This window comes from Pedobacter suwonensis, assembly GCF_900111825.1.
Lineage (GTDB): Bacteria > Bacteroidota > Bacteroidia > Sphingobacteriales > Sphingobacteriaceae > Pedobacter > Pedobacter suwonensis.
Genome location: NZ_FOJM01000011.1, coordinates 65,099 through 89,745, shown reverse-complemented (window position 1 = coordinate 89,745; position 24,647 = coordinate 65,099). Strand labels below are relative to the sequence as shown.

The window sequence follows — 24,647 nt, the reverse complement described above, 5'->3', positions numbered from 1 at the left end:
ACCTACTATGGAAAATACAAAACATTTCGCTCTGATTACCGGGGCAAGCAGTGGCATTGGTTACGAACTGGCAAAGCTTTTTGCAAAAGATCGCTTTAACCTGGTTATTGTTGGCAGGGACGAGGCTAGCCTGCAAAAAACTGCGCTGGTGCTTGAGGAACAAGGGGTTCAGGTCATTACAGTTATTGCCGACCTTTTTGAACCAAACGCAGCTTTTAATCTTTATGAACAGATAAAAGCGAGAAATATACAGATCGATGTATTGGTGAATGATGCCGGGCAAGGCGTTTATGGTAAATTTATCGATACTGATCTTAATCAGGAACTGGATATCATCCAGCTTAACGTTGCTTCCTTAGTAACTTTAACCAAGTTGTTTGTCCGCGAAATGGTAGCACGCGGAAGCGGAAAGATTTTAAATGTTGCCTCCATTGCAGGGAAAGTACCAGGGCCTTACCAGGCGGTTTACCATGGAACAAAAGCGTTTGTGCATTCCTTTAATGAGGCTGTCCGCGCGGAAATTAAAGATATACCGGTTACCATCACTTCTTTATTGCCTGGGCCTACAGATACCGATTTTTTTAGAAAAGCAAATATGCTGGATTCCAAAGCGGTACAGGAGGGAGAACTTGCAGATCCGGCAGATGTAGCTAAAGATGGTTATGAGGCCATGGTTGCGGGGAAAGATATGGTAATCTCCGGGTTTAAAAACAAATTACAGGTAGCCATGGGAAATATAACGCCCGATAGTATGCTGGCAGAACAGACGGGTAAGCAACAGGAACCGGTGGATAAATCATAATATTATCCCCATATCAATATCAGATTTCAAATAGATTTCGTCATCTCGACCGAAGCAACGCGTAGTGGAGAGATCTTTTAATGTGTTTAAAAAAAATCTCCGTGACGCTACCATTGACAAATCCACCAGTGCGATCGTCATTGCCGAGGAGGAACGACAAAGCAATCTTTCACGTAGGCAGTCTTGTGCCAGAAAGATTGCTTCGTCGGCTGAAAAAGCCTTCTCGCAATTACGATACTTAACTATCTGTCAGCTAGCATTAAGGCTGTCCATTTCCTCCTGCAGCACCATATATCTGTCCGGTAGAAAAACTGGCATCATTTGCAGCAAGCTGAACATAAATCGACGCCAGTTCGGCAGGTTGGCCGGGCCTGCCTAGCGCAGTATCTTTACCAAATTCTTTAAGTTTTTCAGGGGTTGAACCACCTCCCATTTGTAAGGGCGTCCATATCGGGCCAGGTGCAACGCCATTTACCCGGATACCTTTAGGCCCAAGTTGTTTGGCAAGGGATTTTACGAAATTTGTGGTAGCGGCTTTTGTTTGTGCATAATCGTAAAGATCAGGTGATGGATCGGTTGCCTGTACAGAAGTGGTTCCAATAATGGATGAGCCTGGTTTTAGATGTGGCAAGGCTGCTTTAATAATCCAGAATGGCGCATATATATTGGTTTTTATGGTCCAGTCAAACTGTTCGCTGGTTAAATCAGCAAGCGAAGGTGTGCTTTGTTGCCTTGCGGCATTACTAATCAGGATATCAAGTCCGCCCAGCTGACTTACAGCGGTATCGACCAGTTTTTTGCAAAAGGCTTCATCTCTGATGTCGCCAGGAATGGCAACGGCCTTACGGCCAGCCTTTTTAATCAGTTCAACAACTTCCCTGGCATCAGGTTCCTCTTGTGGCAGATAATTGATCGCCACATCTGCGCCTTCCCTGGCATAGGCAATGGCTGCAGCTCTTCCCATGCCAGAATCGCCACCGGTAATCAGTGCTTTTCTACCCATCAGTCTTCCCGAACCTTTATAACTGGTTTCGCCATGATCTGGCCTTGGCTCCATTTTGCTGGCTAAGGCCGGCCAAGGCTGATTTTGATGGTTAAAAGGTGGTCGCGGATACTTGGTTGTAGGATCTTCGAGCGCGGCAAGTGGCGAATAATAGGTTTGGTCTACTGTTGCTGCAGTTAGTGTCGGGGCAATGGCCATACTGGCCAACCCGATGCCTAGGCCTCCGAGCGCCTCACGTCGTGTAAAAATTTTTTTTCCGTCCATAATGATGTTTTTAATAGGTATAGATATAACCAGATAAAATTTTAGAAGGTTTGGCTTTTTTGAACATTGATAAACGAGCCTGTTATGTCCAAAACTTTTAGGCCATTCTGCGTGTTTTTTGCTAAAGTGCTTCAATGGAAATAGATATACGAAAGAGAAAAATAGGATTAAATTTTAATGAATACGGGGTAGCCGAAATTTGGCTTTGGGCCCCGTTGGCAGCACAGGTTTCTATTTTAACAGAGGCGCGAGAACTAACTTTATCGCTGTTTGATGAAGGCTATGGTTATTGGCATTTGCAAACAGACCAGATTAGTAAGCACGATAAATATCGCTTTAAAATCACGCCTTTAACCGGTGGAGAGCCCCTTGAACGCGCAGACCCAGCTTCTTTATTTCAGAAAGAAGGACCAAGCGGACCATCAACCGCATTTGATGTAAATGCTTTTAGCTGGACGGATGCCGACTGGAAGGGAGTAGCTTTAAACGATCTGGTAATCTATGAACTTCACACCGGTACCTTTACGTCAAATGGAGATTTCGATGCGATCGAAGCCAAACTTGATTATCTCATCGAACTTGGTATTACAGCGATAGAAATTATGCCGGTAGCACAATTTTCGGGCAGCAGAAACTGGGGATACGATGGCGTATTTCCATTTGCCGTGCAAAATACTTATGGCGGGCCGTCATCGTTACAGCACCTGGTTAATGCCTGCCATGCTAAAGGCTTGGCCGTTATTTTGGATGTCGTTTATAACCATGTAGGGCCTGAAGGGAATTATTTTTCCGATTTTGGTGAATATTTTACTGATAAATACCATACCCCATGGGGCAAGGCTATTAATTTTGATGATGCAGGCTGTGATGCCGTGCGAAGTTTTTTTATCGAAAATGCCTTGATGTGGTTCAGGGATTTTCATATCGACGCCCTGAGGCTGGATGCCGTACACGCTATTAAAGATTTTAGTCCTGCACACATCCTATCAGAAATTAAAGCGCATACCGATAAACTTTCTGAAATTAGCGGCAGACCTTACCAATTAATTGTTGAACTTGATTTAAATGACGAACGCTATATCCGGTCTCAAAGCGAATATGGTTATGGTATGGATGCCCAATGGGTGGATGAATTTCACCACGCGCTTCGGGTTTGTACCGGGCAAGCCAGAGAAGGCTATTATTCTGATTTCAATGGCGTATCAGATCTGGCCAAATCCTACAAGGATGCTTATGTGTATACCGGCCAGTACTCGCCACATCGGCAAAGAAATTTTGGAATGCCATTGCAACAATCCTCTGGTGCTAAGTTTATTGTGTTTTCGCAAAACCATGATCAGGTGGGCAACCGTATGCTGGGCGAGAGAAGTAGCAACCTGGTTAGTTTTGAAATGTTAAAGGTAATGGCAGGAGCAGTTTTTTGCAGTCCGTTTTTACCATTGGTATTTATGGGCGAAGAATGGGCAGAAACCAATCCTTTCCAGTTTTTTGTAAGCCATAGCGATGAAGAACTGATTGAAGCGGTAAGAAAAGGAAGAAAGGGAGAATTTGCTGCTTTCCATACCTATGGTGAAACACCCGATCCACAGGCAGAAGCTACTTTTGAACGCTCCAAGCTCAATTGGGCGAAAATTGGAGAACCGGGACACAAGACCATGCTCCATTATTATCAAACTTTAATTGCCTTGCGGAAACAAAATCCTGTACTTGCCAACCTTGACCGGGAAAATGTACAGACAGAAAGCTTTCCAGAAAAAAACTGTCTCTTATTAAAGCGCTGGAAAGCTAACGGAGAAATTTTGGTCGGCTTAAATTTTTCCAAACAGATGCAATCCTTATCCATTGACCCCGCATTTCAACATGCCTCGGTGTTATTAGATTCTTCATTAACACAGTGGAACGGCCCAAACCCCGAATCAAACCCTATAATGGCTGAAGGCCAGCTTAATTTATTTCCCGAATCGATTCTTATTCTTTACAAAGCAGATGCATAAACCAACTTCTACCTATCGGATCCAGTTTCATAAAAACTTTAACCTCAAATCGCTTGATCAAATTATTCCCTATCTAACAGCATTAGGGGTCGGGACTTTGTACGCTTCTCCAATTTTTGAGGCTATGCCAGGAAGTACGCACGGCTATGATGTGGTAAATCCACTGAAGATAAATCCAGAGATCGGTACAGAGGCAGAGTTGATCAGGATTTCAAAAAAGTTAAAGGCCGCCGGCATCAGCTGGCTTCAGGATATTGTGCCCAACCATATGGCTTACCATCCGGATAACGCCTGGTTAATGGACGTGTTGCAAAAAGGAAAAGACTCAGATTTTGCAAGCTTTTTTGACATTGATTTACAAAAAGGAGATGGGCGTTTGATGGTCCCTTTTCTTGGTGAAGATATTGAAGAAGCGATTGCGACACAGAAATTAAAGTTGATGGCCATTAAGGACAAATACTACCTGAATTACGGTGAATCCAATTGGCCGGTTAATGCAGAAACTGCAAAAACGCTTTCAACGCAAGTCCTCAGAAAAATTAATAACGATGCCGAAGCGTTAACTAAAATTGTTCAAAACCAGCATTACCGGTTATGTAATTGGCAGGAAACCAACGATAAGATCAACTATCGCAGGTTTTTTACTGTCAATGCCTTAATCTGTCTGAATATGCAGCGTCAGGAAGCATTCGATCTTTATCACCGTTATATTTTTGAACTAATAGGTAAAGGTATTTTTCAAGGCTTAAGGATCGATCATATTGATGGACTGTACAATCCGGAAGAATATGTTCAGCGGCTCCGGAAAGCGGTAGGTAAAGACATCTACATCGTGGTAGAGAAAATTCTCGAACATGGAGAAGTGTTACCACAAACATGGAAAGTGCAGGGAACAACTGGTTACGATTTTTTGGCAACGGTAAATAACCTTTTAACCAATAAAGCGGCAGAAAAGCCTTTTAATAAGCTTTATCAGGAGGTGACAGGCAAAAAGCTCGATCCCGCTAAGTTGATTTATGAGAAAAAAAGCAATATCTTGTTTAAGCACATGCAAGGCGAACTGGATAATTTATTTGAAAGTTTCCTGGCACTTGAACTGGGAGATTTTTCAACCATTAAGAATGCCGATCTTAAAAGGGCGCTTGCCGAAATGCTGATTGCCATGCCGGTGTACCGGTATTATAATTATCGCTTCCCATTGGCGCAGGCTGAAGCACATTGTGTTCAAAACTTGCTTAAGCCCATTCTTGAGCACAAAAAACTGGCTAAAGCAGGAGAATTTTTGCACCAGGTATTTTTAGAAATCCCGGGAAAGAAAAACACGGCTTACAACCAAAAACTGAGTCATTTTTTCCAGCGTTGCATGCAGTTCACCGGGCCGCTTATGGCGAAGGGGGTAGAAGACACCGCCATGTTTACCTACAACCGGTTTATAGGCCATGCAGAAGTGGGTGACGCACCGGATGCTTTTGGAATGACGGTGAATGAATTTCATGATGAAATGCATAAACGACAGCAGGAGTGGCCATTTGCCATGAATGGAAGTTCCACCCACGACACCAAAAAAGGGGAGGATGTAAGGGCAAGATTAAATGTGCTTACCGATCTGCATGGTGAGTGGACCCTGTTGGTGCAACAGTTGAAAAAAACTTTTGCTGCCTTAAAAAAAGAGCATGCCGCTTTTGAACAGTTACATGATAATGATATTTATTTAGTCCTGCAGACCATTATTGGTGCTTTGCCCTTTCATGAAGATGATGACCCTGACATCGAAAACCGTTTGGCCGAATTTATTGTAAAAGCATTAAGAGAATCGAAAAAGCGGTCAGACTGGGCAAATCCGGATGAAAATTATGAAGATAAACTCACTGAATTTTCGCAGCTGATATTAACTGAACCGCAGGAGAGTAATGGTTCAATCAGAAATTTTATAAAACGAATCGCTGATTTTGCAGTTGTCAACAGCTTAGTGCAACTCACATTGAAATTTACCTGCCCGGGTATCCCTGATGTTTACCAGGGAACGGAATTATGGGATTTAAGTCTGGTAGACCCTGATAACAGAAGACCTGTTGACTATGAAACCAGGGCCAGTGTGCTGGCAGAGTTTGATCATCCTGTGAATTTTAAAAACCTTTTGAAAGAAAGATTTTCAGGAAAGATAAAAATGTGGCTAACCAAAACTTTGCTGGAGATCAGAAAAGCCGAGGCCGATGTTTTTGAACATGGAGCTTATATTCCTTTGGAGGTTCAGGGTAAGTATAGTCAACATATTTGTGCGTTTGCCAGACAATATAAAGCGCAATGGCTAATTACGGTAGTTCCTTTAGGTTTTGCTAAGTGTTGTAGTGATCAAAATGTGGCAGCCGATAGTTTTGACTGGGAAGATACAGCGGTATTGCTGCCAAACGGGGCACCATTGGGTTGGCAAAACCTGATTACAGGAAAAAAAGAATATAAAGATCCGTTACATCAGGGTATTCAGGTCAGCCAGTTGTTTAACCAGGTTCAATTGGCGTTGATAAAGTTAATTCCTGAAAATAATCAGCGTGCTGCAGGTGTGCTGATGCACATCAGTGCTTTGCCATCCCGTTTTGGTATTGGCGATTTAGGTCCCGGTGCACATCAGTTTGTAGATTTTCTTGCAGCATCACGACAACGCTACTGGCAGGTTTTACCGCTTAACCCAACCAAAAAAGAAACCGGCTATTCTCCCTATTCAAGCAGTTCTTCAATGGCCGGAAATACGATGCTTATCAGTCCCGAAAGCTTAGTTGAACAAGCGCTTTTAAGCGAAAGTGACCTGAATGATTACGTATTACCAGAAACAGGAAAAATTGATTTTGAAAAAACTGAAAAAATAAAACAGCAGGTGTTAGATAGGGCTTACCAACGGTTTAAAACTAAAGGGGATGAAGATCTGGTAAATGAATTCGACCTGTTTTGCAAAACCGAACAAAGCTGGTTAGTTGATTTCGCTGTTTATACTTGCATAAAGCAGCATTTTAAGGGGAAGGAATGGTTTAACTGGTCAGAAAAGTATAAGTTAAAAGATCCAAAAACCATCGCTGATTTCGAAAAAAGCAATCAGGACGAAATCGAAGAAATAAAGTGGAAGCAGTTTATTTTTTATCGCCAGTGGTACTGTTTAAAGGAATACGCAAATGCAAAAGGTGTAAGCCTGATCGGCGATCTTCCATTCTATCTTGATTATGATTCGGTTGAAGTATGGGCGCAGCGAGAAAATTTCCTGCTGGATAAAAACGGCAGTATGACTGTGGTGGCTGGTGTTCCTCCCGATTATTTTAACGAAAAGGGCCAGCTTTGGGGTATGCCTATATACAATTGGGAAAAGATGAAAGCCGAAGATTTTACCTGGTGGGAAAACCGGTTAAGGAAAAATCAGCAATTGTTTAACCTCCTCCGTTTAGATCATTTTAGGGCCTTTTCTACTTATTGGGAGGTTGTGGCTGGTAGTGAAGACGCCGTTGATGGCGTATGGAAAACGGGGGTTGGTGACTCATTTTTTAAAACAATAGAAAGAAAATTAGGTAAACTTTCTTTTATTGCCGAGGATCTCGGTGAAATTTCAGAAGATGTGGAACATTTGAGAAAACAATTTCAATTGCCTGGCATGAAGGTATTGCAATTTGCATTTGGCGAAGATATCGCCGGATCGGTACATATTCCACATCGGTTTGGCTCAGAAAATTACATTGCTTATACCGGAACACATGATAATAATACCACTTTGGGCTGGTTTAAAAACGAAACCGATACAGACCTTAAACAGCGCTTATCCAGATATGTCGGAACAGCGGTTAACGAAAATAATGTTAATGCCATATTGATCAGGCTATGTTATGCCTCAATTGCCAAAATGGCCATCATCCCTATGCAGGATATTTTACAATTAGACGAAACGGCGCGGATGAACATACCCGGCAAGGCATCAGGAAACTGGGCATGGAGGGCAGATAACAATTTTATAACGGAAGAAACAATAAACTGGTTGAAAGCAGAAACGGAATTTTACGGGCGTTAGGCATCCCGAAAATGCATATCAGTTTAATTTCAGGAAGATAAAAATAATGTATCGTATTATTAGTGCAAAAAGGGTGCAGATATGAAGTTTCAAAAGAAAATTGGTGAAAATTTAAAAAATCTTTGGATAATGAGACCTGGCATTTGACGAATATTCTGCCAAATATAAAAATAGCATAAGTTTCTTCTTAGAATAAGATAAATGTCATTAGAATGGCCGTTTTTTAAATATATTATCAATTTTAAATGGCATCTAAATTAATAATTATATATTTGCAGCCTTGAAAGTAAGCAATGTCTAATCCTCTTAATCAGAGGTTTAAACATTACTGCTGACCGAGCCGTAGGAATAAGGCTTTTTAATTTTTTGAAGACAACCTAAACAACCTGAATGCTTAATTTAGTTCTCTTTGGCCCTCCAGGGGCGGGTAAAGGCACCCAATCTGAAAAGCTGATTGCAAAATATCAGCTGGTACACGTTTCAACAGGCGATCTTTTTAGGGCACATGTTAAAGGAGAAACCGAACTGGGAAAAAAAGTGAGTCAACTGTTGGCTGACGGGGAACTGGTTCCTGACGCCATTACCATTGCCATGCTTGAAGAAGAGGTAGATAAAAATCCTGATGCCAAAGGATTTGTATTTGATGGATTTCCACGCACCGTTCCGCAGGCAAAGGAACTTGATTTATTTTTAGAGCGCAAAGGCAGTAAAATTGCTGGTGTTATTGCTTTAGATGTTGACCAAAACGAACTTACCAAACGTATTGCTGAGCGCCATAAAATTAGCGGCCGTCCGGATGACGATGCAGAAAAACTGAAAAAAAGGATTTCGGAATACTTTGATAAAACCATTCATGTATTACCTTATTACGAAGCACAGGGAAAACTGAATAAAGTAAACGGGATTGGTGAAATTGAAACCATTTATAAAGATCTTTGCGCAGTAATTGATCAGTATAAAGTTTAACTGATCATTAAGCATCAGGTATTAAATATCAGTTAATTGGTGCCAGATAAAATGTATCAAGGTTAATTGCAATACCTGATATCATCATAAAACATACAGAGAGTTATAATGTTAAAAACGTTATAACTCTTTAATTTTAATGGAATTGTTATATAAACTTTCCGTAGTTAACATTACAAGAATAAAATATGTCACAGGGTTCAAATTTCGTAGATTATGTAAAAATTTGTTGCCGTTCTGGTAAGGGCGGTGCAGGTTCGGCACATTTACATCGTGATATTTTAACGTCAATGGGTGGTCCTGATGGTGGTGATGGCGGTCGTGGTGGCCACATTATCGTTAAAGGCAGTATCCATATCTGGACATTATTACACCTTAAATATCGCAAACATATTATCGCTGAAGATGGCGGAGCGGGCGGTAGTTCGCATAAATCTGGGAAACAGGGTAAGGATGAAATATTAGAGGTTCCCTTGGGTACCATTGCCAAAGATGCGGAAACCGGAGAGGTACTTTTCGAAATTACCAAAGATGGTGAAACCCGGATTTTAACAGCCGGCGGCCGTGGGGGGTTGGGCAATGCACATTTTAAAAATGCTGTTCAGCAAACACCTCGTTTTGCGCAACCGGGCGAGCAGGGCCAGGAGGTATGGAACATTTTAGAGTTAAAAGTTTTAGCCGATGTGGGGCTTGTCGGTTTCCCGAATGCAGGCAAATCTACGCTACTTTCTGTGGTTTCTGCGGCTAAACCAGAAATAGCCGACTATCCTTTTACCACCATCGTACCTAATCTGGGTATAGTAAGTTACAGAGGTGGGAAATCTTTTGTAATGGCCGATATTCCCGGTATTATCGAAGGTGCATCAAAAGGTAAGGGTTTGGGGTACCGCTTCTTGCGTCATATCGAGCGTAATTCGGTGTTGTTGTTTATGGTTCCGGCTGATACCAGCCGCTCAATTAAGGAAGAATACGCTATCCTTAAAAGCGAGTTAGAATCCTATAATCCTGAATTAATGCAAAAACCCCACGTTTTAGCCATTACCAAATCAGATATGCTTGATGAAGAACTGATGGAAGAAATGAAACAGGATTTGCCTAATATTCCTTCCATATTTATCTCATCAGTAGCCGAAAAAAATATTTTAGAACTCAAAGATATGCTTTGGAAAGCAATTGAAGGGTAATTACCGTCAAAATTGTCTTTCTAATTCAATAGCTTTAAGCTAACATTTTTTACTTTGCGGGTGCTACAAGTTATTAAATCAAAAACCTGCTTCTCACGTCCGCTGTAGGTACCATACAATGATCGGCTTGACCGAATAAAGCATAACGGTTACGAGCGAATTTTTGATACACCCGGTTTCGTATACAACCTGGTACCAGATAAGCCACATTTATGATTGGCGACCACCAGGTGCCCAGGTTTTTCAAGATGTGTAAAACCGCCTCAGATTTGCTAAAAAACCGGTTGCCGCTGATGACGATAATGCTATCAAATTTGTTAAAATTAACCACGTGTTGCTGGCTAAGTTTCAATGCAGTCTCACCGGCTAATGGAGCGAAAAGAAACCTGTTTAGCCGGTCATGCCTGATGGTGTAATTGATATAACTGTTGCAGAAATTACAAACACCGTCAAACAGGATAATGTCTTTCTGCGTATTTAAAAAAGATGCCATGACATTTGGTGATTAACAAAATAGATTGCCGGGTAGGTAGCCATGAAAGCCCAAAAAAATGAATTTAGTCCCATAATTACCGCAGTAAAAAAATGAAATATAAATCCCCATATCAGGAATATAAGGGCAAACTCCCAGGGTAAAAATAAACAGAGTGGAAATATGCTTTCCATAATGATTACGTTCCAGCATAAAAAGCGATTTGCTACGGGATATTTTTTTAGAAAGCCTGTCGCTTTTTTTGAGCCATAGGTTTTAGTAGAGAAAACATCCTTTATAGCCGTTCCCGAGCGCCACTCAGCAGATACGAGTTTGGCAATACCAGCCACCGCGTAAGATAGACAAGCTTGTAGGGCAATAAACCACAATCCAATTTCTCTTAATTTACTGCTGGCTAAAACCGGCAAATTGCACACAATCAAGGTAATAATAATGAGCATGCTCATCTGGTCGGAGCCATCGCTACCATAATAGGTGGCTAACGATGAAATCAATAAACTTGCACCCAATAAACTGATCAATGCCCAACCGATTGGGCTTTGTAGCGGAAAGAAAAACAATCCAATGATTAGTAGGCACCTGATGGAGAAAAGGACAGTAAGGCCTGATGCACTAAACAATTTAAAAAAAGGTTTTAAAAACGATCTTTGATCGTGTTTGGTCCATTTTAACTGCATTACATTCCAGGATAGCAGTCCGTTTGGAGAAAAGATCTGCACTTTTTTGAGGTACTCGAGTGTAGAAATCAATAAGCCCACACTTAATATAAGGAGTACGGTTTGCGATATATCGTTAAATAAAATCATGATAAGTTTATATTTGGTGAAAAACCGATAATAAAATTAATCCCGGTTCCGTTTCTTTTTGATAACCCGATGACTCGGCCAGCATAAACTGACGGTAGCAGTTTTGCGATTTTTTTTTATATTGACTAACCGCATGTAACACGATGATATAAGGGGTAGAAAACATAAGTAAATTAAGGTTGCCTGTTCGCTCGCGGTAGGAGGGGATACTGGCTACAAGGCTCTGTACAACGTCAGATAAAATTTTTTTGTCCCTTTTTTCAGGGTTCCACAACCATGACCAAAACGTACGTTCTTCGGTAATTTCCAATTCCTGCCATTCGCTGTAATCAGCTTCTGTCACCTTGTCTCTAAATAAGAGGTGGTAATCTCTTTTGCCGGGGTGGGGGGCAAAAAATGTCCATAATGGGATGAGATTGAAAAGATCTATTTTATACCTGATGAACCAGGATATCTTCGTTTCCTTGAATTGGCATAATACGGTTGCTATAAACCAGCAGGCCAGGAAAGCAGTTATTGTCATTTCATAAATAACTGTAGGATCTAATTTCTGTGTCATAACATCAAATAGGTTAGAAAAAAGGAGAGCACGTATGCATGCCCTCCCCTGATTGTTAATTGAATTTTTTGCGAAGTTCGATCAGTTTTTCTAACGATAAACCGTTATCGGCTTCTTTAGCTAGACTGCTGATTTCTTCTTCGTTCAAAGAACTTGCAGCTCCAATTGCTTCTGCAACCTGTGTAACTACTGGTGTAGCTTTCACAGTTACTTTAACTGCCTTTACAGCAGTACGTGCAATTGCAGCAATAAAAAGTGGTGCTGCTGAATTTGATTCAACAATTTCATTGTCGCCTTTCAAGTCGGCGATTAAGGCATCTAGAACTGCTAATTCTGCCTTGGTTAAGCTTGACTTTGCCATTTTGTTTCTTTTTGAGGTAAATAATTAATGATTAGTGTGCCTTGGTTTTGAAGCTTCGTTTGCACAATATAAATGTCGGCACACCAACGTTTCCGCAGTAGTGTGAAAATACCTATTTGAAAAGTAGCGTATTTATACGCAGTTTTGGAAAGTCAAAGGCATGATTTTAACATCAAAAATGCAGAAAAAGTATTTGAAATACAGTGTGTTATGTTGGATTTGGATAGCCGAAGTGGCTGGCAACAAAAGAGAAGAGTTATTCTACTACACCGTTTTTAATGGCAAACATCACCAGGCCTGCGGTGTTGCGAACACCGGTTTTCTCGATTATACGCATTCTAATGCCTTCAACTGACCGCGGACTTAGAAAAAGCTCATTGCCGATTTCGGCAGCTGTTTTCTCATTGCAGATCATCTTTAATACATCCAATTCACGTTCAGAGAATGCTATTGTCTGGTTCAGCGAAGGTTTGATCGGACCTTTAAGAGTAAGTTTTTTAAGAAGTGCCTTCGTTACAAGATCATTAAAATAATAGTCACTTTCATATATTGAATAAATGGCTTTTCTAATTTCTTTTGGGTCTGCATTTTTCAGTAGGTAGCCATTGGCGCCGTTCTCCATCAGGTGTATAATGAATTTGACGTCATCATACATTGTTAAAACAAGTATCTTAATATCATTAGCATATTTTTTACGGATCAATTTCATAGCTTCTATACCATCTACTAAAGGCATTTTGATATCCATTACAATCACATCGGGCTGTAATTGCTCGAGTTTTTGCATAAGTTCCTGTCCATCTGAAGCCTCAAATAATACTTCCAGATTTTTATCGCGGTTAAAGCCAACCTTTAATCCGTCTCTAAAAATACTGTAATCATCTGCTATTGCTATTCTGATTTTTAGCATCTCTATTTATAAATTACACATAAAATTAACAATCTTAGATAAGAAATGAAGATATTTAATGATCTTTAATACTACGTATTTGTATTATTAATTTAAATCCAGATTTTAATCAGGGTTGATCTATTTGGTCGACAGGTATTTTAATTTCGATCAGATAATCGTCAAGATGATGTGAAAATTGAAGTTCTGCCTTGAGCAGGATTATTCTGTTCTGGATATTTTTAAGCCCTAATCCATTTTTAATAAAACGTAATCCCTGATATTGTTGATGTGTAAGTCCATCGCCATTGTGTGATATATGAAATACCAGGTTATTGCCGATATGGTATGACTGTATGTGGATGTGCTTAGCCCTGGCATGTTTAATGATGTTATGAACCAGTTCTTGTATTATTCTGTAAATACTGATATTTTTATGGCTTGCCTTTGTACTATATTTGTCGGTTAAATTTAAATCGATTTTAATGATATTATTATGGCTGATGTTTCCACAAAAATGAGAAATAGCCTCTTTTAATCCGAGTTCTTGCAAAATGCTGGAATGAAGATTGTGAGAAATGCTCCTGATTTTATGAATGCCTTCATCCAGTAAACTTTTACCTTTATGGTACATTTCCTTGCTAATATCGTCACAATCATTAATATTAATCCCATAAAAATGAAGGCTTGATGATCCGAGGATAGCCCCAACTTCATCGTGTAGTTCTTCGGCTATGCGGTGGCGCTCTATTTCTTCACTTCTTACAGCCGCTTCTATCAGCTTATTTTTCTGGTCATTTTGTAATGCTTGTAAATTAAGCCCGTACTGGATCTTTTTGCGCTGCATAAAGATGAAAATAAGTAACAAGCTTATAAATAACATCAGCATTGCAGCAATACCCGCCATTAACATCAATATGATTTTATTGTTTTCCTGATTCATAAAATCCTTTGGCTATAAACAAATTAAAAATAATGTATGAGATGTTATGCAGGCTCCACAGGTTAATAGCAAAATTTTGAAAATGTATAGTGAGTTCGTTGTAAAGCAGAAAAATGAAGAAATTTAATGCAACAAAGATTCCCAGGCCTGTAATGATCCAGAAACTACTATTGGTAACCTTGATGGTAACATTCTTTTTTATTTCGAATAAATAGTATTGGATCACATAAAACAAGAGTAAAATGGCTTCAGTAGAGAGTAAACGGCTGCTCAGTTTCCAGTAATCAAAAAAGTTTTCGAAAAAGATGAAATTAACGATTAGAAATAAGGTAAAACAGACAGGGATGGCTCTTTTAAGCGCAACTATAAAAGGCTGATCTAAACAGATAAAGAAAGCACTAAAAAGATAAAAGCGAACGATGGAATGTATATTGTACAAAAAATTATTTGACTTAAAGGCAACGGGTAGTATGTTTCTGAATTTCCAGATAAAATCAATCGAAAGATTTATAGCCAATGCCATCCATATATAAAAAACAACCAGTTTAAGATGACTTGGTTGTTTTTTATTTAATGATATAAATAAAGGGATAAACAGTGCCCACACTTCAGACCAATCTATAATGTATTGGAATAACTTAAGCATCTGATAATAGGTTAAAAGTCGCTTATAGTAGCCGGTGGTGATGGGTTGGTAAAAATTGGGTTGGCGTTGATTTCCCGGAATAGCTCTACATCTCCTATATCAACCCGTTTAAAGGACTTAATGCTGTAAAAAACATTTCCACGGTTAACGTTTGGAATAAATACAAGATAATCTGGCTTATCACCGTTCTCATCCGGTGTGTTGATCAGAGATAGGATATTGGTGAGCGATATAATATTATTGCTCATCATAATCGGTCCGCTTAAACTCAAAGCACTATAGTTGTAAACTTCAAGGTGATCAAAATAACTGCTGTACTGGTTACTCGAGGCCATATACCCATAAGCGATAAGCTTTAACGGCTTATCCGGCTGATCTGTTTCTGGAAAGAGATAACAGAATACAAATTGATCAATACCCGGCGAATGCTGGATCATTGTTTGGATAGCGCTGGTTTCGTACTTTAACCAGTAAAATTTTTGGGTTTGTTTTTCTTTTGTGAGCATTTCGTTTATAGATTTAATACTATAAATATATACAAATTTAGTATATTAAAAAATGCACGTAAGTAAAGTTAAAATACTTTTTCGTATGGTTAATTAGATGTGCTTGCATATCGATTTTCATAATTAGGAGGGAGTAACAGTTTTGGTTACAATCGATAATACAATATATTATATAAAAACAGCACCCATTGGCAACATTGCCAATGGGTGCTGTTTTATTATCCGGGATGTAGAATTGCCAATTTCGGATGCAGGTCAAGTCAAACCAGTCAAAAGTAATTTTAACTTTCTTATATTCCCGACTATCAAATTGGTATTTCTGCTATTGATTTTTTGATGCTATTGCAAAAGTTAAGTGCAGAAAATGTATCTGCGCCAGATTAATGAAAGCAACAATTTAAGCAGTTCAAAATCTTTAACTTTAAAAATCTAGGCATGTAATACTTAATCCATGCCAAAAACCTGGTTTTGCTTGTTTAACCCTGCCCTTCCTGAACCTGTCCATTTTCATGTGCATTTTCAAGAATCTCTTTCACATCTGATTTACGTTTTTTAGTAACCGTGTGCTTAAAATGGGGTACTTCATGCTGCACAATATCTTCTTCAATAGCCTCTACGCCAAAAACTTTCTCTTTTAGTAAATTATATTTGTCTTGGAAACCATAGCGAAGGTTTTTAGCGCCACCAGCAATTTTTCCCCGGGTGCCCGCACCGCTATCAGGGGCAAATAAAATACTGATTACTGCCCCAGCTGCCAAGCCAGCTACTAAGGCCAGGGCTATTTTTGCACTGTTATCTGATTCGTGCTTCAAATATCTTCCGATTAACTTTCTGTATTTCATAAGGTAATGTTTTTCTAAGCAACAATTTGTATGTTATAATGTTTGAGTTTTTTTGATTTGGAATTCAGTTACCAGTGCGCTTTTTTATCCAGGATGAGATCAAAGAATCGATGCAGATGTTCAGATAAGTTGTTGCCATTGGAATGTAAAGCTTACCTGGAGAAAACAGTGGGGTCACTATTTAAACAAGAAATAGGCGTTTTACAGTTCATTTCAAATTTTCTGAAGTGGCTTCAAAGCAGGCATATTTTAAGCGTCTGTCGCCATAATATGTAAGATACCTGTTAGTTACTTCGTAAGCATTCTGGATAGCATTTGGAAATATAACATTGCCGAAGATTACAGCGTTATAGAAATTGCAGTACCTGTTTTAAAAAAAGACCAGACTTTTACATATGTTTAAAGTTAAAGCACAATATTTGGCATACTAAAACGAATTGAAATGGTAAAAGCAACAATAAATAAAGAACATTACGCCTGTTCGGTTACAAACGGTTCGCATGACATTATCGTGGACGAACCGATAGAATTGGGTGGTACCCACAAAGGTTTTGCGCCTAAGGGATTATTAATGGCTTCTTTGGCCTCCTGTGTAGCCATTACCTTAAGGATGTATGCTGATAGAAAAAAATGGCCAATTGATAAAATTGAGGTGGAAGTTAATGTAGATACCGAAAACGGCGAAACGATCTTCCTGGAAGAAATTACCTGTACGGGTGTGCTTACCGAAGAGCAGAAATTGAGGCTGGAAGAAATTGCATCAAAATGTCCGGTGAGTAAAATGCTGGCTGCTGGTCATGAAATCAGATCAAGCGTACTTTAGTTATACTGATGGTGCAAAACTACTTCATGCAATCATAAAAAGCTTTAATTATCTTTGTAATCCCCAGTATTTGCTGCGTTAAAAATAATTTTATGCCGACTGAAATAAAATGCCCCAATTGTGCCCATGTTTTTCCGATGGAAGAAGCTATGGCTGAAGATTATAAGAAAGAGTTAAGAGAGAAGGCGGCCGCTTATGCCAGACAGAAAGATGAAGAATATCAGCGTAAACTGCAGGTTTTTGAATCAGAAAAACAGCAGCAGTTAAAAGCTTTCGAAGCTAAACTTGCGGAGGAGAAAACCAGGCTCAAAGATAACCTGGAGGAAAACCTGCGTAAAAGTATTTCAGCCGATTTTGAAAACAAACTGCAGATCCTGGAAAGTAATGCAAAAGAGAATGCCGAAAAACTAAAGCTGGCACGCGAAAAAGAACTCGACTTTTTACGCCGGGAGGAAAGCCTGAAGGTGAAAGAAGAAGAAATGGAACTTGCTTTTCAACGTAAAATGCAGGAACAGCGGAGTGAGCTTGTAGAACAAATCCGTAAACAGGAGGCAGAAAAAAATAGCATTAAAGATACCGAACATCAACTGCGTTTAAAGGAACTGGAAAAGCAGCTAGACGATCAGAAAAAGTTGGCCGAAGAGATGAAACGCAAAGCCGAACAGGGGAGCATGCAATTGCAGGGCGAGGTGCAGGAGTTGATTTTGGAAGAACTGCTGCGTACCAATTATCCTTTCGATCTGATTGAAGAAGTAGGCAAGGGAGTGCGAGGCGCAGATTGTGTGCAGGTTGTGCGTAATCAATTCGGACAGGAATGCGGCAAAATAATTTACGAGAGCAAGCGTACCAAAGATTTCGGTGGCGACTGGATTGAAAAATTAAAAAAAGACATGCGGAGCATGGGCATTGATGTAGCCGTAATTGTGAGTCAGTGTTACCCAAAAGGCATGAATTGTTTCGGGCAGCGTGATGGGGTTTGGATTTGTTCTTTCGAAGAAGTAAATGCCGTGGCCTATGTCTTGCGTGAGGGTATTTTGCGTTTGGCAGGTGCAGTAAAATCGCAGGAAAACCGTGGTGAAAAAATGCACATGTTATACGATTATTTAATGGGTGCAGAGTTTTCGGAACAGTGGAAGGCCATTAGAGAAGGTTTTATGAGTATGAAACTATCCATACAGCGCGAGCGCGATGCGATGGAACGTTTATGGAAAGCACGTGAAAAGCAATTGGAAAAAGTATTGCTGAATGCGACCCATATCCGTGGCTCAATAGAAGGAATTGCAGGTAGCGATAGTGTGCAGTTGAGCTTAACTGATGATGATGATACCTTGCTTTTGGAATAATCCGTGGTATCATCATCCTGAACTTGTTTCAGGATCTATTTGACTGGGCCGGGTTGCCCCTCGGCAGGTGTAAATTGCAAACTGAAATCAAAACCTGCGGTTACTGATATGATAAAATAATAATAAATAAACGACAACATGAATAAGAAAACTAACCAATCTTTTACCGGCTCTAAAATCCTTACTTTAATATGCGCTTTGCTATTTTTCGGGAATGCTTTCGGGAACGTTTCCGGAACGACGTTACAATCGCCTGATGGGAACCTGGTGGCCGGTTTTGCGTTAACTGAAGGAGGGGTGCCTACCTATAGCTTAAAGTACAAAGGAAAAGATGTAATTAAAACGAGTAAGTTAGGTTTGGAACTTAAAGAGGGTAAATCTTTAATGAACGGTTTCTCCATTACCGATACCAAGACCAGCACATTCAACGAAACCTGGAAGCCGGTTTGGGGCGAAGTAAAAGAAATTGTAAATCACTACAATGAACTTGCAGTAACCTTAACCCAGAAAGAAACAAACCGTTACATTATCGTCCGCCTGCGTTTGTTTAATGATGGTTTGGGTTTTAGATATGAATTCCCAGAACAGAAAAATCTCGATTATTTTGTAATCAAAGAGGAAAAAACGCAGTTTGCCCTGGCTGGCGATCATAAGGCTTTTTGGCTTCCCGGAGATTATGATACACAGGAGTACAGCACGGTAACTTCAAATTTGTCGGAAGTTCGTGGAAAAATGAAAGCTGCTGTAACACCAAATGCCTCTCAAACTACTTTTTCGCCAACGGGCTTACAAACGCCTTTGATGATGAAAAGCAAAGATGGCTTATACATCAATATACATGAAGCAGCACTCATTAACTATTCTTTAATGTCGTTAAATCTGGATGACAAAAACATGGTTTTAGAATCCTGGTTAACACCAGATGCAGTTGGCGACAAGGGTTATATGCAGGCACCCTGTTTATCACCATGGCGTACCATTATTGTTAGTGATAAAGCTGGTGACATCTTAACATCAAAGCTTACCTACAACCTTAACGAGCCCACAAAATTCAAAGATGTATCGTGGATAAAACCAATTAAATACGTTGGTGTTTGGTGGGAAATGATTACAGGGAAAAGTACCTGGGCATATAACGATTTAACGAGCGTGCAATTGGGCGTAACCGATTATTCGAAAACAAAGCCCAATGGAAAACATGCCGCTAACACTGCGCATGTGAAAGAATATATCGATTTTGCTGCTAAAAATGGTTTAGATGCTGTTTTAGTTGAGGGATGGAACGAAGGTTGGGAAGATTGGTTTGGTAAAACAAAAGACTATGTATTTGATTTTGTTACCCCTTACCCTGATTTTGATGTAAAAGAACTGCATCGTTATGCGGCAAGTAAAGGTGTAAAAATGATTATGCATCATGAAACTTCTTCGTCGGTCCGTAATTATGAGCGTCATCTGGATACGGCTTATAAATTTATGAAAGCCAATGGTTACGATGCCGTTAAAAGTGGTTATGTGGGAAACATCATCCCAAGAGGAGAGCACCACTACGGCCAGTGGTTAAACAATCATTACCTCTACGCCATTCAGAAAGCGGCCGAATATAAAATTATGGTAAATGCGCATGAGGCGGTTCGTCCGACAGGTTTGGCACGTACCTATCCGAATTTAATCGGAAACGAATCGGCAAGAGGAACCGAATACGAAGCATTTGGAGGCAATAATGCTGATCATACCACTATTTTACCTTTTACCCGTTTAATTGGTGGCCCGATGGATTACACCCCTGGTATTTTTGAAACCAGGGTAAGTGCGTATAATCCGGCAAATACCTCTTTTGTACACAGTACATTGGCGCGCCAACTGGCACTTTATGTAACCATGTATAGCCCTCTGCAAATGGCTGCCGATTTACCGGAAACTTATAACAAGTATATGGATGCTTTCCAGTTTATTAAAGATGTAGCGGTAGATTGGGACGATACCAAAGTGTTAGAAGCAGAACCCGGCGATTACATCACTTTTGCACGTAAGGCAAAAGGTAAAAATAATTGGTTTGTGGGTCGTACCAATGATGAGGAAGCCCGCACTTCCAAAATTGACTTCAGCTTTTTAGATCCAGGTAAAAAATATACTGCAACCATTTATGCTGACGCAAAGGATGCCCATTATGAAATCAATCCCAAAGCTTATACCATCCGAAAAATGGAAGTTACCAATAAAACGAAATTGACTCAGTATTGTGCTCCGGGTGGTGGATATGCGATTAGCATTATTGCAAAGTAGTCTGCCGATTTTTCGTTTTCAGTTATCGTGTGGTGTCAGTTGTTACCAACTGACACTTTATTTTATTAGTCGTAGCGTCTCGCTACGACTTTTTTATTGCTGGTTTTAGCCACGGATAGACACAGATGAACACGGATATGAATACTTATCTGTGTTGATCCTTTTTTTTGTGGTTAGATACTAGTGCTGTCAGTTGGTAACAACTGACAGCTACATTCGAATACGAAACAGCAGAAAAATAGTTTATTTTATAATATCTTATTAGTGCTGTCAGTTGTTACCAACTGACACTTTATTTTATTAGTCGTAGCGCCTCGCTACGACTTTTTGTTGCTGTTTTTAGCCACGGATAGACACAGATCAACACGGATCTGAACACTTATCTGTGTTTATCCTTTTTATCTGTGGTTAGATATTAGTGCTTTTATTAGTTGTAGCGTCTCGCTACGACTTTTTTATTGCTGTTTTTAGCCACGGATAGACACAGATGAACACGGATCTGAATACTTATCTGTGTTTATCCTTTTTATTTGTGGTTAAATATTAGTGCTGTCAGTTGGTAACAACTGACAGCTACATTCGAATACGAAACAGCAGAAAAATAGTTTATTTTATAATATCTTAGCAAAGCATTAAACAAACAATCTCCTCATGCCCAAAATCAAAAACCATATTGAACTTCAATTTTTAAGCGAACCGTCTGACGTTAACTATGGAGGTAAGGTACATGGCGGGATGATGATGAAGTGGATTGATCAGGCTGCTTTTGCCTGTGCCCTGCAGTGGAGCCAAACCTATTGTGTAACCGTTTACGTGGGTGGAATCCGGTTTTTTCATCCTGTTCACATCGGTCATTTAGTGAAGATGGAAGCACGCATTATTTACACCGGTAAAACCAGTATGCATATAGCTGTTGATGCTTATTCAAAACCGGTAGCGCAAACCGATTTTGTTAAAAATACGCACTGCATTATTGTTTTTGTTGCAGTAGATGACAATGGGCAGCCGAAGCCAATTCCGGCTTTTAAACCTAAGACCGAAAAAGAAATAGCCATGCATGGTTATGCCCTAAAATTAATGGAATTACGGAAAAGCATTGATAAGGAAATGGAACCGTATATTGTGTAGGGGTGAGTGTTGAGCGGTTGGCGTTTATCATTAACCACAGCGAAACAGAGGAAAGTCACTGATTACGAGTGAGTTTTGCGGTCATGTTAATATCTGATTCTCTGTGAACCTCTTTGCACTCTGTGGTAAAGAACATTGTACACGTTGCGGTTTAGATAAGATCATCGGATGATGTGGTAACTAACTTTGCGCCCTTCGCCTTTAGTATTTTTATTTTAGGTTTGACCACGGAGAAAACAGAGGAAAGGCACCGAGTACACGGAGTTAGTTTTGCGGTCATGTCAATATCTGATTCTCTGTGAACCTCTGTGAAAAACTCTTTGCCCTCTGTGGTAAAGAATATTGTGCACGTTGCGATTGAGATAAGATCATCGGATGATGTGGTAACTAACTTGGCGCCCTTCGCCTTTAGAATTTTTATTTTAGGTTTGACCACAGAGAAACAGAGTAAAAGCACCGAGTACACGGAGTGAGTTTGCGGTCATGTCAACACCTGATTCTCTGTGAACCTCCGTGAAAAACTCATTGTCCTCTGTTGTAAAGAACATTGTGCACTTTGCGATTGAGATAAAATCATCGGATGATGTGGTAACTAACTTTGCGCACTTTGCGGTTAAGAAATAAAGGTTATTCCGCAACAGGTAAACTAAAACAAAACGTACTGCCCTCGCCAATGGCACTTACCACCCATATTTTACCGTTTTCGGCTTCAATAAAATCTTTCGAAATAGCAAGGCCCAGTCCGGAGCCCGATTTATTCTGGCCATCAGTTGGCACCTGGAAATACCTGTCGAATAATCGTTGTTGGTATTTCTCGTCAATGCCTTTTCCAAAATCGCGCACAGCGAATTCGATAAAATTGCCTTTTTGTAAAACATCGATAATTACTTTAGATCTTTCTGAACTGTAGCGCAAGGCATTAGATAAAAAGTTGACCATTACCCAGGCCGTTTTCTGGATATCGGCATTTACATTTGGTAAGTTTTCGCCGCAGTTAAGCACCAATTGAATCGATTTCTGCTCTGCCTGGAATTTAACTGCATCAACGGCATAATTCACAATTTCTTCAGGTTTGGTCAGGGCAAAATTGAGTTTTAAATTGCCGGTTTCTACCTGCGAAAGATCCAGCAATTCACTGGTGATTTTTAGCAGTCTGTCGCTATCTTCTTTAATGTGGTGAAGCAACTCGTGCTGCTCTTCATTCATCATTCCCACCCGCTCATCATTAAGCAGTTTTAAGCTCATTTTGATTGATGAAAGCGGCGTTTTTAATTCATGCGAAACAGTAGCTATAAAATTTGTTTTGGCTTCATCAAGCTCTTTGAACTGTGTAATGTTTTTTAAGGTGTAAACGCTGCCAGCCGATTTAGATGAGGCAATCAGGGTACTATCATCTTGCTCTTCATAATTTGGGATAATAATTTCACGGTTTTCCAGCAGAAAATAGGATTCTTTATCGTCAGCATAAATTTTCAAGGTATTATCATTGGTTTCAGGTTTAATAATCCGTTTAAGCAACTCATTTTTTTGCATCAGTTCGGCTACATTTTGACCGATAACCTTATCCTCATCCAAACTCATCAGCTTTGCAGCCAGATGGTTTAGAAAGAGTACTTCGCCTTTCTCATTTAAACCAATAATGGCATCCTGCATTTGTGCAATAATGGCTTCGATACGCGATTTTTCAGATTTGATTTTGGATAAATTACTGTTTTCCCATTCATTTAATTTAAGTACCATTTTGTTAAAGGAATGGGCAAGTTCTGTAAACTCATCCCCGTTTTCGAAATGCAAACGCTGTTTATAATTTTTACGACTGATCTGTTTAATCGCAGCGCTAAATTCGGCGAGCGGATTGGCCACAAAGCCAGGGAAGTTAACAATGAAGGTAAAAAGGATGATAAAGCTCAGCGTTGCGGCGATCATAATATAAAGATTTGCGCGCGATGAAGTTTCGTTCGCCAGTTCATTTTTATCATAAATGGCTTTCATGTTAACCTGTTCTATATTTTGAAGTGCAACACGCAGATTTTTAATATTACTTTCTTTAATGATTGCTGATTTTGAGTCTTTTAGCGCATTAAAGGCTGCTTTTAGTTTCCTGAAAGCTGCTTTTTCTCCGGGTTCGGTAATGTTCAAACCCTCATTTTTTAAGTTTTCAGCAAATATATTCAGCTGCGTAGGGCTTAAGGGAAAAGCATGTTGGTCGATTACATTGCGCATGGCGGCAACGTATTTCAAAGATTTGTAATTGTCTTTAAGTATTACCTTTGATTTATCGGAAAGCTCATTTAAAAAAAAGAGCGCAATTAATCCGAACGATAAAACGATGATAAAGAGAAAGCCGAATCCGAGGCGGAGTTTGGTTTTTATTTTCATGGTGATTAAATTAACCGCAAAGAGCGAAAAGTTTTTTGCAAAGGTTACAAAGCATTCCTCTCTTTTCGTGGTAAAAGTAGCTTATAATTAAATCTGTTTACTAATGAACTAAATTAAATAACAAAGGTTAGATCATCTGCAGCCGTTTAGCTCATAGCCAATAGTAATGCCAGTAGGATGATTTTTTGTTTAAGCTGTTGTTTTATAATTATTTATGTTGTTTTTTAGTTTCAATGAACAGAAGAAACCTTTTCATTTTGGAAGGGTTTTTGTCAATATGAACTGTTGCTGCTGAAAGTTTACGTCGCTGTTTTGTAGGGCTAAACCTGATCGCAGATAAAACATAATGCAATGAAAAGCAGATGCAAACATTATTTTCCAAAGCGGA

General features: G+C 39.7%; 20 protein-coding genes. 9 read left to right on the top strand and 11 right to left on the bottom strand.

Going from position 1 to position 24,647, the window contains the following annotated elements:
• Positions 1-7: 7 nt before the first annotated feature.
• Positions 8-802, top strand: coding sequence for an SDR family NAD(P)-dependent oxidoreductase (locus BM107_RS15165; protein ID WP_090984802.1), 795 nt, complete (start codon positions 8-10; stop codon positions 800-802).
• A gap of 259 nt (positions 803-1,061) precedes the next feature.
• Here BM107_RS15165 and BM107_RS15160 read toward each other — a convergent pair whose 3' ends face one another.
• Entirely contained in the window at positions 1,062-2,069 is a 1,008-nt protein-coding gene (locus BM107_RS15160; protein ID WP_090985028.1) for an SDR family oxidoreductase, read from the bottom strand.
• Positions 2,070-2,203: 134 nt separating this feature from the next.
• Here BM107_RS15160 and treZ point away from each other — a divergent pair, with 134 nt between their 5' ends.
• The 4 genes from treZ to obgE all read left to right on the top strand — a co-directional run bounded on the left by treZ (position 2,204) and on the right by obgE (position 10,258).
• Positions 2,204-4,063 carry a malto-oligosyltrehalose trehalohydrolase gene (gene treZ / locus BM107_RS15155; protein ID WP_090984801.1) on the top strand — a complete coding sequence of 620 codons (1,860 nt, stop codon included), beginning with the start codon at positions 2,204-2,206 and terminating at the stop codon, positions 4,061-4,063.
• The gene (gene treY / locus BM107_RS15150) at positions 4,056-8,108 is read left to right on the top strand and encodes a malto-oligosyltrehalose synthase (protein ID WP_090984798.1); all 4,053 of its coding nucleotides are present in this window, start codon (positions 4,056-4,058) and stop codon (positions 8,106-8,108) included. Before treZ ends, treY begins: the two co-directional genes overlap by 8 nt.
• A 390-nt stretch (positions 8,109-8,498) precedes the next feature.
• Positions 8,499-9,074, top strand: coding sequence for an adenylate kinase (locus BM107_RS15145; protein WP_090984795.1), 576 nt, complete (start codon positions 8,499-8,501; stop codon positions 9,072-9,074).
• 188 nt (positions 9,075-9,262) lie between these two features.
• Positions 9,263-10,258 (top strand): GTPase ObgE, encoded by a 996-nt coding sequence (gene obgE / locus BM107_RS15140; protein WP_090984793.1) that lies wholly within the window; start codon positions 9,263-9,265, stop codon positions 10,256-10,258.
• A gap of 73 nt (positions 10,259-10,331) precedes the next feature.
• On the opposite strand, the gene BM107_RS15135 is transcribed toward obgE, so the two are convergent.
• The 9 genes from BM107_RS15135 to BM107_RS15095 all read right to left on the bottom strand — a co-directional run bounded on the left by BM107_RS15135 (position 10,332) and on the right by BM107_RS15095 (position 16,303).
• Complete coding sequence (locus tag BM107_RS15135) at positions 10,332-10,751, bottom strand: thiol-disulfide oxidoreductase DCC family protein (protein WP_090984791.1); 420 nt, start codon at positions 10,749-10,751, stop codon at positions 10,332-10,334.
• On the bottom strand, positions 10,736-11,557 hold the full coding sequence (locus BM107_RS15130) for a hypothetical protein (RefSeq protein WP_090984789.1): 822 nt from the start codon (positions 11,555-11,557) through the stop codon (positions 10,736-10,738). Before BM107_RS15130 ends, BM107_RS15135 begins: the two co-directional genes overlap by 16 nt.
• 7 nt (positions 11,558-11,564) lie before the next feature.
• Positions 11,565-12,116 (bottom strand): hypothetical protein, encoded by a 552-nt coding sequence (locus BM107_RS15125; protein ID WP_090984787.1) that lies wholly within the window; start codon positions 12,114-12,116, stop codon positions 11,565-11,567.
• Between the two features lie 55 nt (positions 12,117-12,171).
• On the bottom strand, positions 12,172-12,477 hold the full coding sequence (locus BM107_RS15120; protein ID WP_090984785.1) for a hypothetical protein: 306 nt from the start codon (positions 12,475-12,477) through the stop codon (positions 12,172-12,174).
• A gap of 256 nt (positions 12,478-12,733) precedes the next feature.
• Positions 12,734-13,387 carry a response regulator transcription factor gene (locus BM107_RS15115; protein WP_090984782.1) on the bottom strand — a complete coding sequence of 218 codons (654 nt, stop codon included), beginning with the start codon at positions 13,385-13,387 and terminating at the stop codon, positions 12,734-12,736.
• Positions 13,388-13,496: 109 nt separating this feature from the next.
• Positions 13,497-14,309 (bottom strand): sensor histidine kinase, encoded by an 813-nt coding sequence (locus BM107_RS15110; RefSeq protein ID WP_090984780.1) that lies wholly within the window; start codon positions 14,307-14,309, stop codon positions 13,497-13,499.
• Positions 14,290-14,955: a hypothetical protein gene (locus tag BM107_RS15105; protein ID WP_090984778.1), complete on the bottom strand. Its 666-nt coding sequence runs from the start codon at positions 14,953-14,955 to the stop codon at positions 14,290-14,292. Before BM107_RS15105 ends, BM107_RS15110 begins: the two co-directional genes overlap by 20 nt.
• A gap of 11 nt (positions 14,956-14,966) precedes the next feature.
• On the bottom strand, positions 14,967-15,461 hold the full coding sequence (locus BM107_RS15100; RefSeq protein ID WP_090984777.1) for a hypothetical protein: 495 nt from the start codon (positions 15,459-15,461) through the stop codon (positions 14,967-14,969).
• A gap of 476 nt (positions 15,462-15,937) precedes the next feature.
• Positions 15,938-16,303, bottom strand: coding sequence for a YtxH domain-containing protein (locus tag BM107_RS15095; protein ID WP_090984776.1), 366 nt, complete (start codon positions 16,301-16,303; stop codon positions 15,938-15,940).
• Positions 16,304-16,745: 442 nt separating this feature from the next.
• On the opposite strand from BM107_RS15095, the gene BM107_RS15090 reads away from it, so the two are divergent.
• From BM107_RS15090 to BM107_RS15075, 4 genes are all read left to right on the top strand, one after another.
• Positions 16,746-17,126: an OsmC family protein gene (locus BM107_RS15090; protein WP_090984772.1), complete on the top strand. Its 381-nt coding sequence runs from the start codon at positions 16,746-16,748 to the stop codon at positions 17,124-17,126.
• Between the two features lie 92 nt (positions 17,127-17,218).
• Positions 17,219-18,469: a DUF2130 domain-containing protein gene (locus BM107_RS15085; protein WP_090984770.1), complete on the top strand. Its 1,251-nt coding sequence runs from the start codon at positions 17,219-17,221 to the stop codon at positions 18,467-18,469.
• A 138-nt stretch (positions 18,470-18,607) separates the two neighbouring features.
• Positions 18,608-20,752 (top strand): glycoside hydrolase family 97 protein, encoded by a 2,145-nt coding sequence (locus BM107_RS15080; RefSeq protein WP_244278820.1) that lies wholly within the window; start codon positions 18,608-18,610, stop codon positions 20,750-20,752.
• A 651-nt stretch (positions 20,753-21,403) separates the two neighbouring features.
• On the top strand, positions 21,404-21,880 hold the full coding sequence (locus tag BM107_RS15075) for an acyl-CoA thioesterase (protein WP_208864389.1): 477 nt from the start codon (positions 21,404-21,406) through the stop codon (positions 21,878-21,880).
• Positions 21,881-22,507: 627 nt separating this feature from the next.
• Here the strand turns inward: BM107_RS15075 and BM107_RS15065 are convergent.
• The gene (locus tag BM107_RS15065) at positions 22,508-24,259 is read right to left on the bottom strand and encodes a HAMP domain-containing sensor histidine kinase (RefSeq protein WP_090984764.1); all 1,752 of its coding nucleotides are present in this window, start codon (positions 24,257-24,259) and stop codon (positions 22,508-22,510) included.
• Between the last annotated feature and the right edge of the window lie 388 nt (positions 24,260-24,647).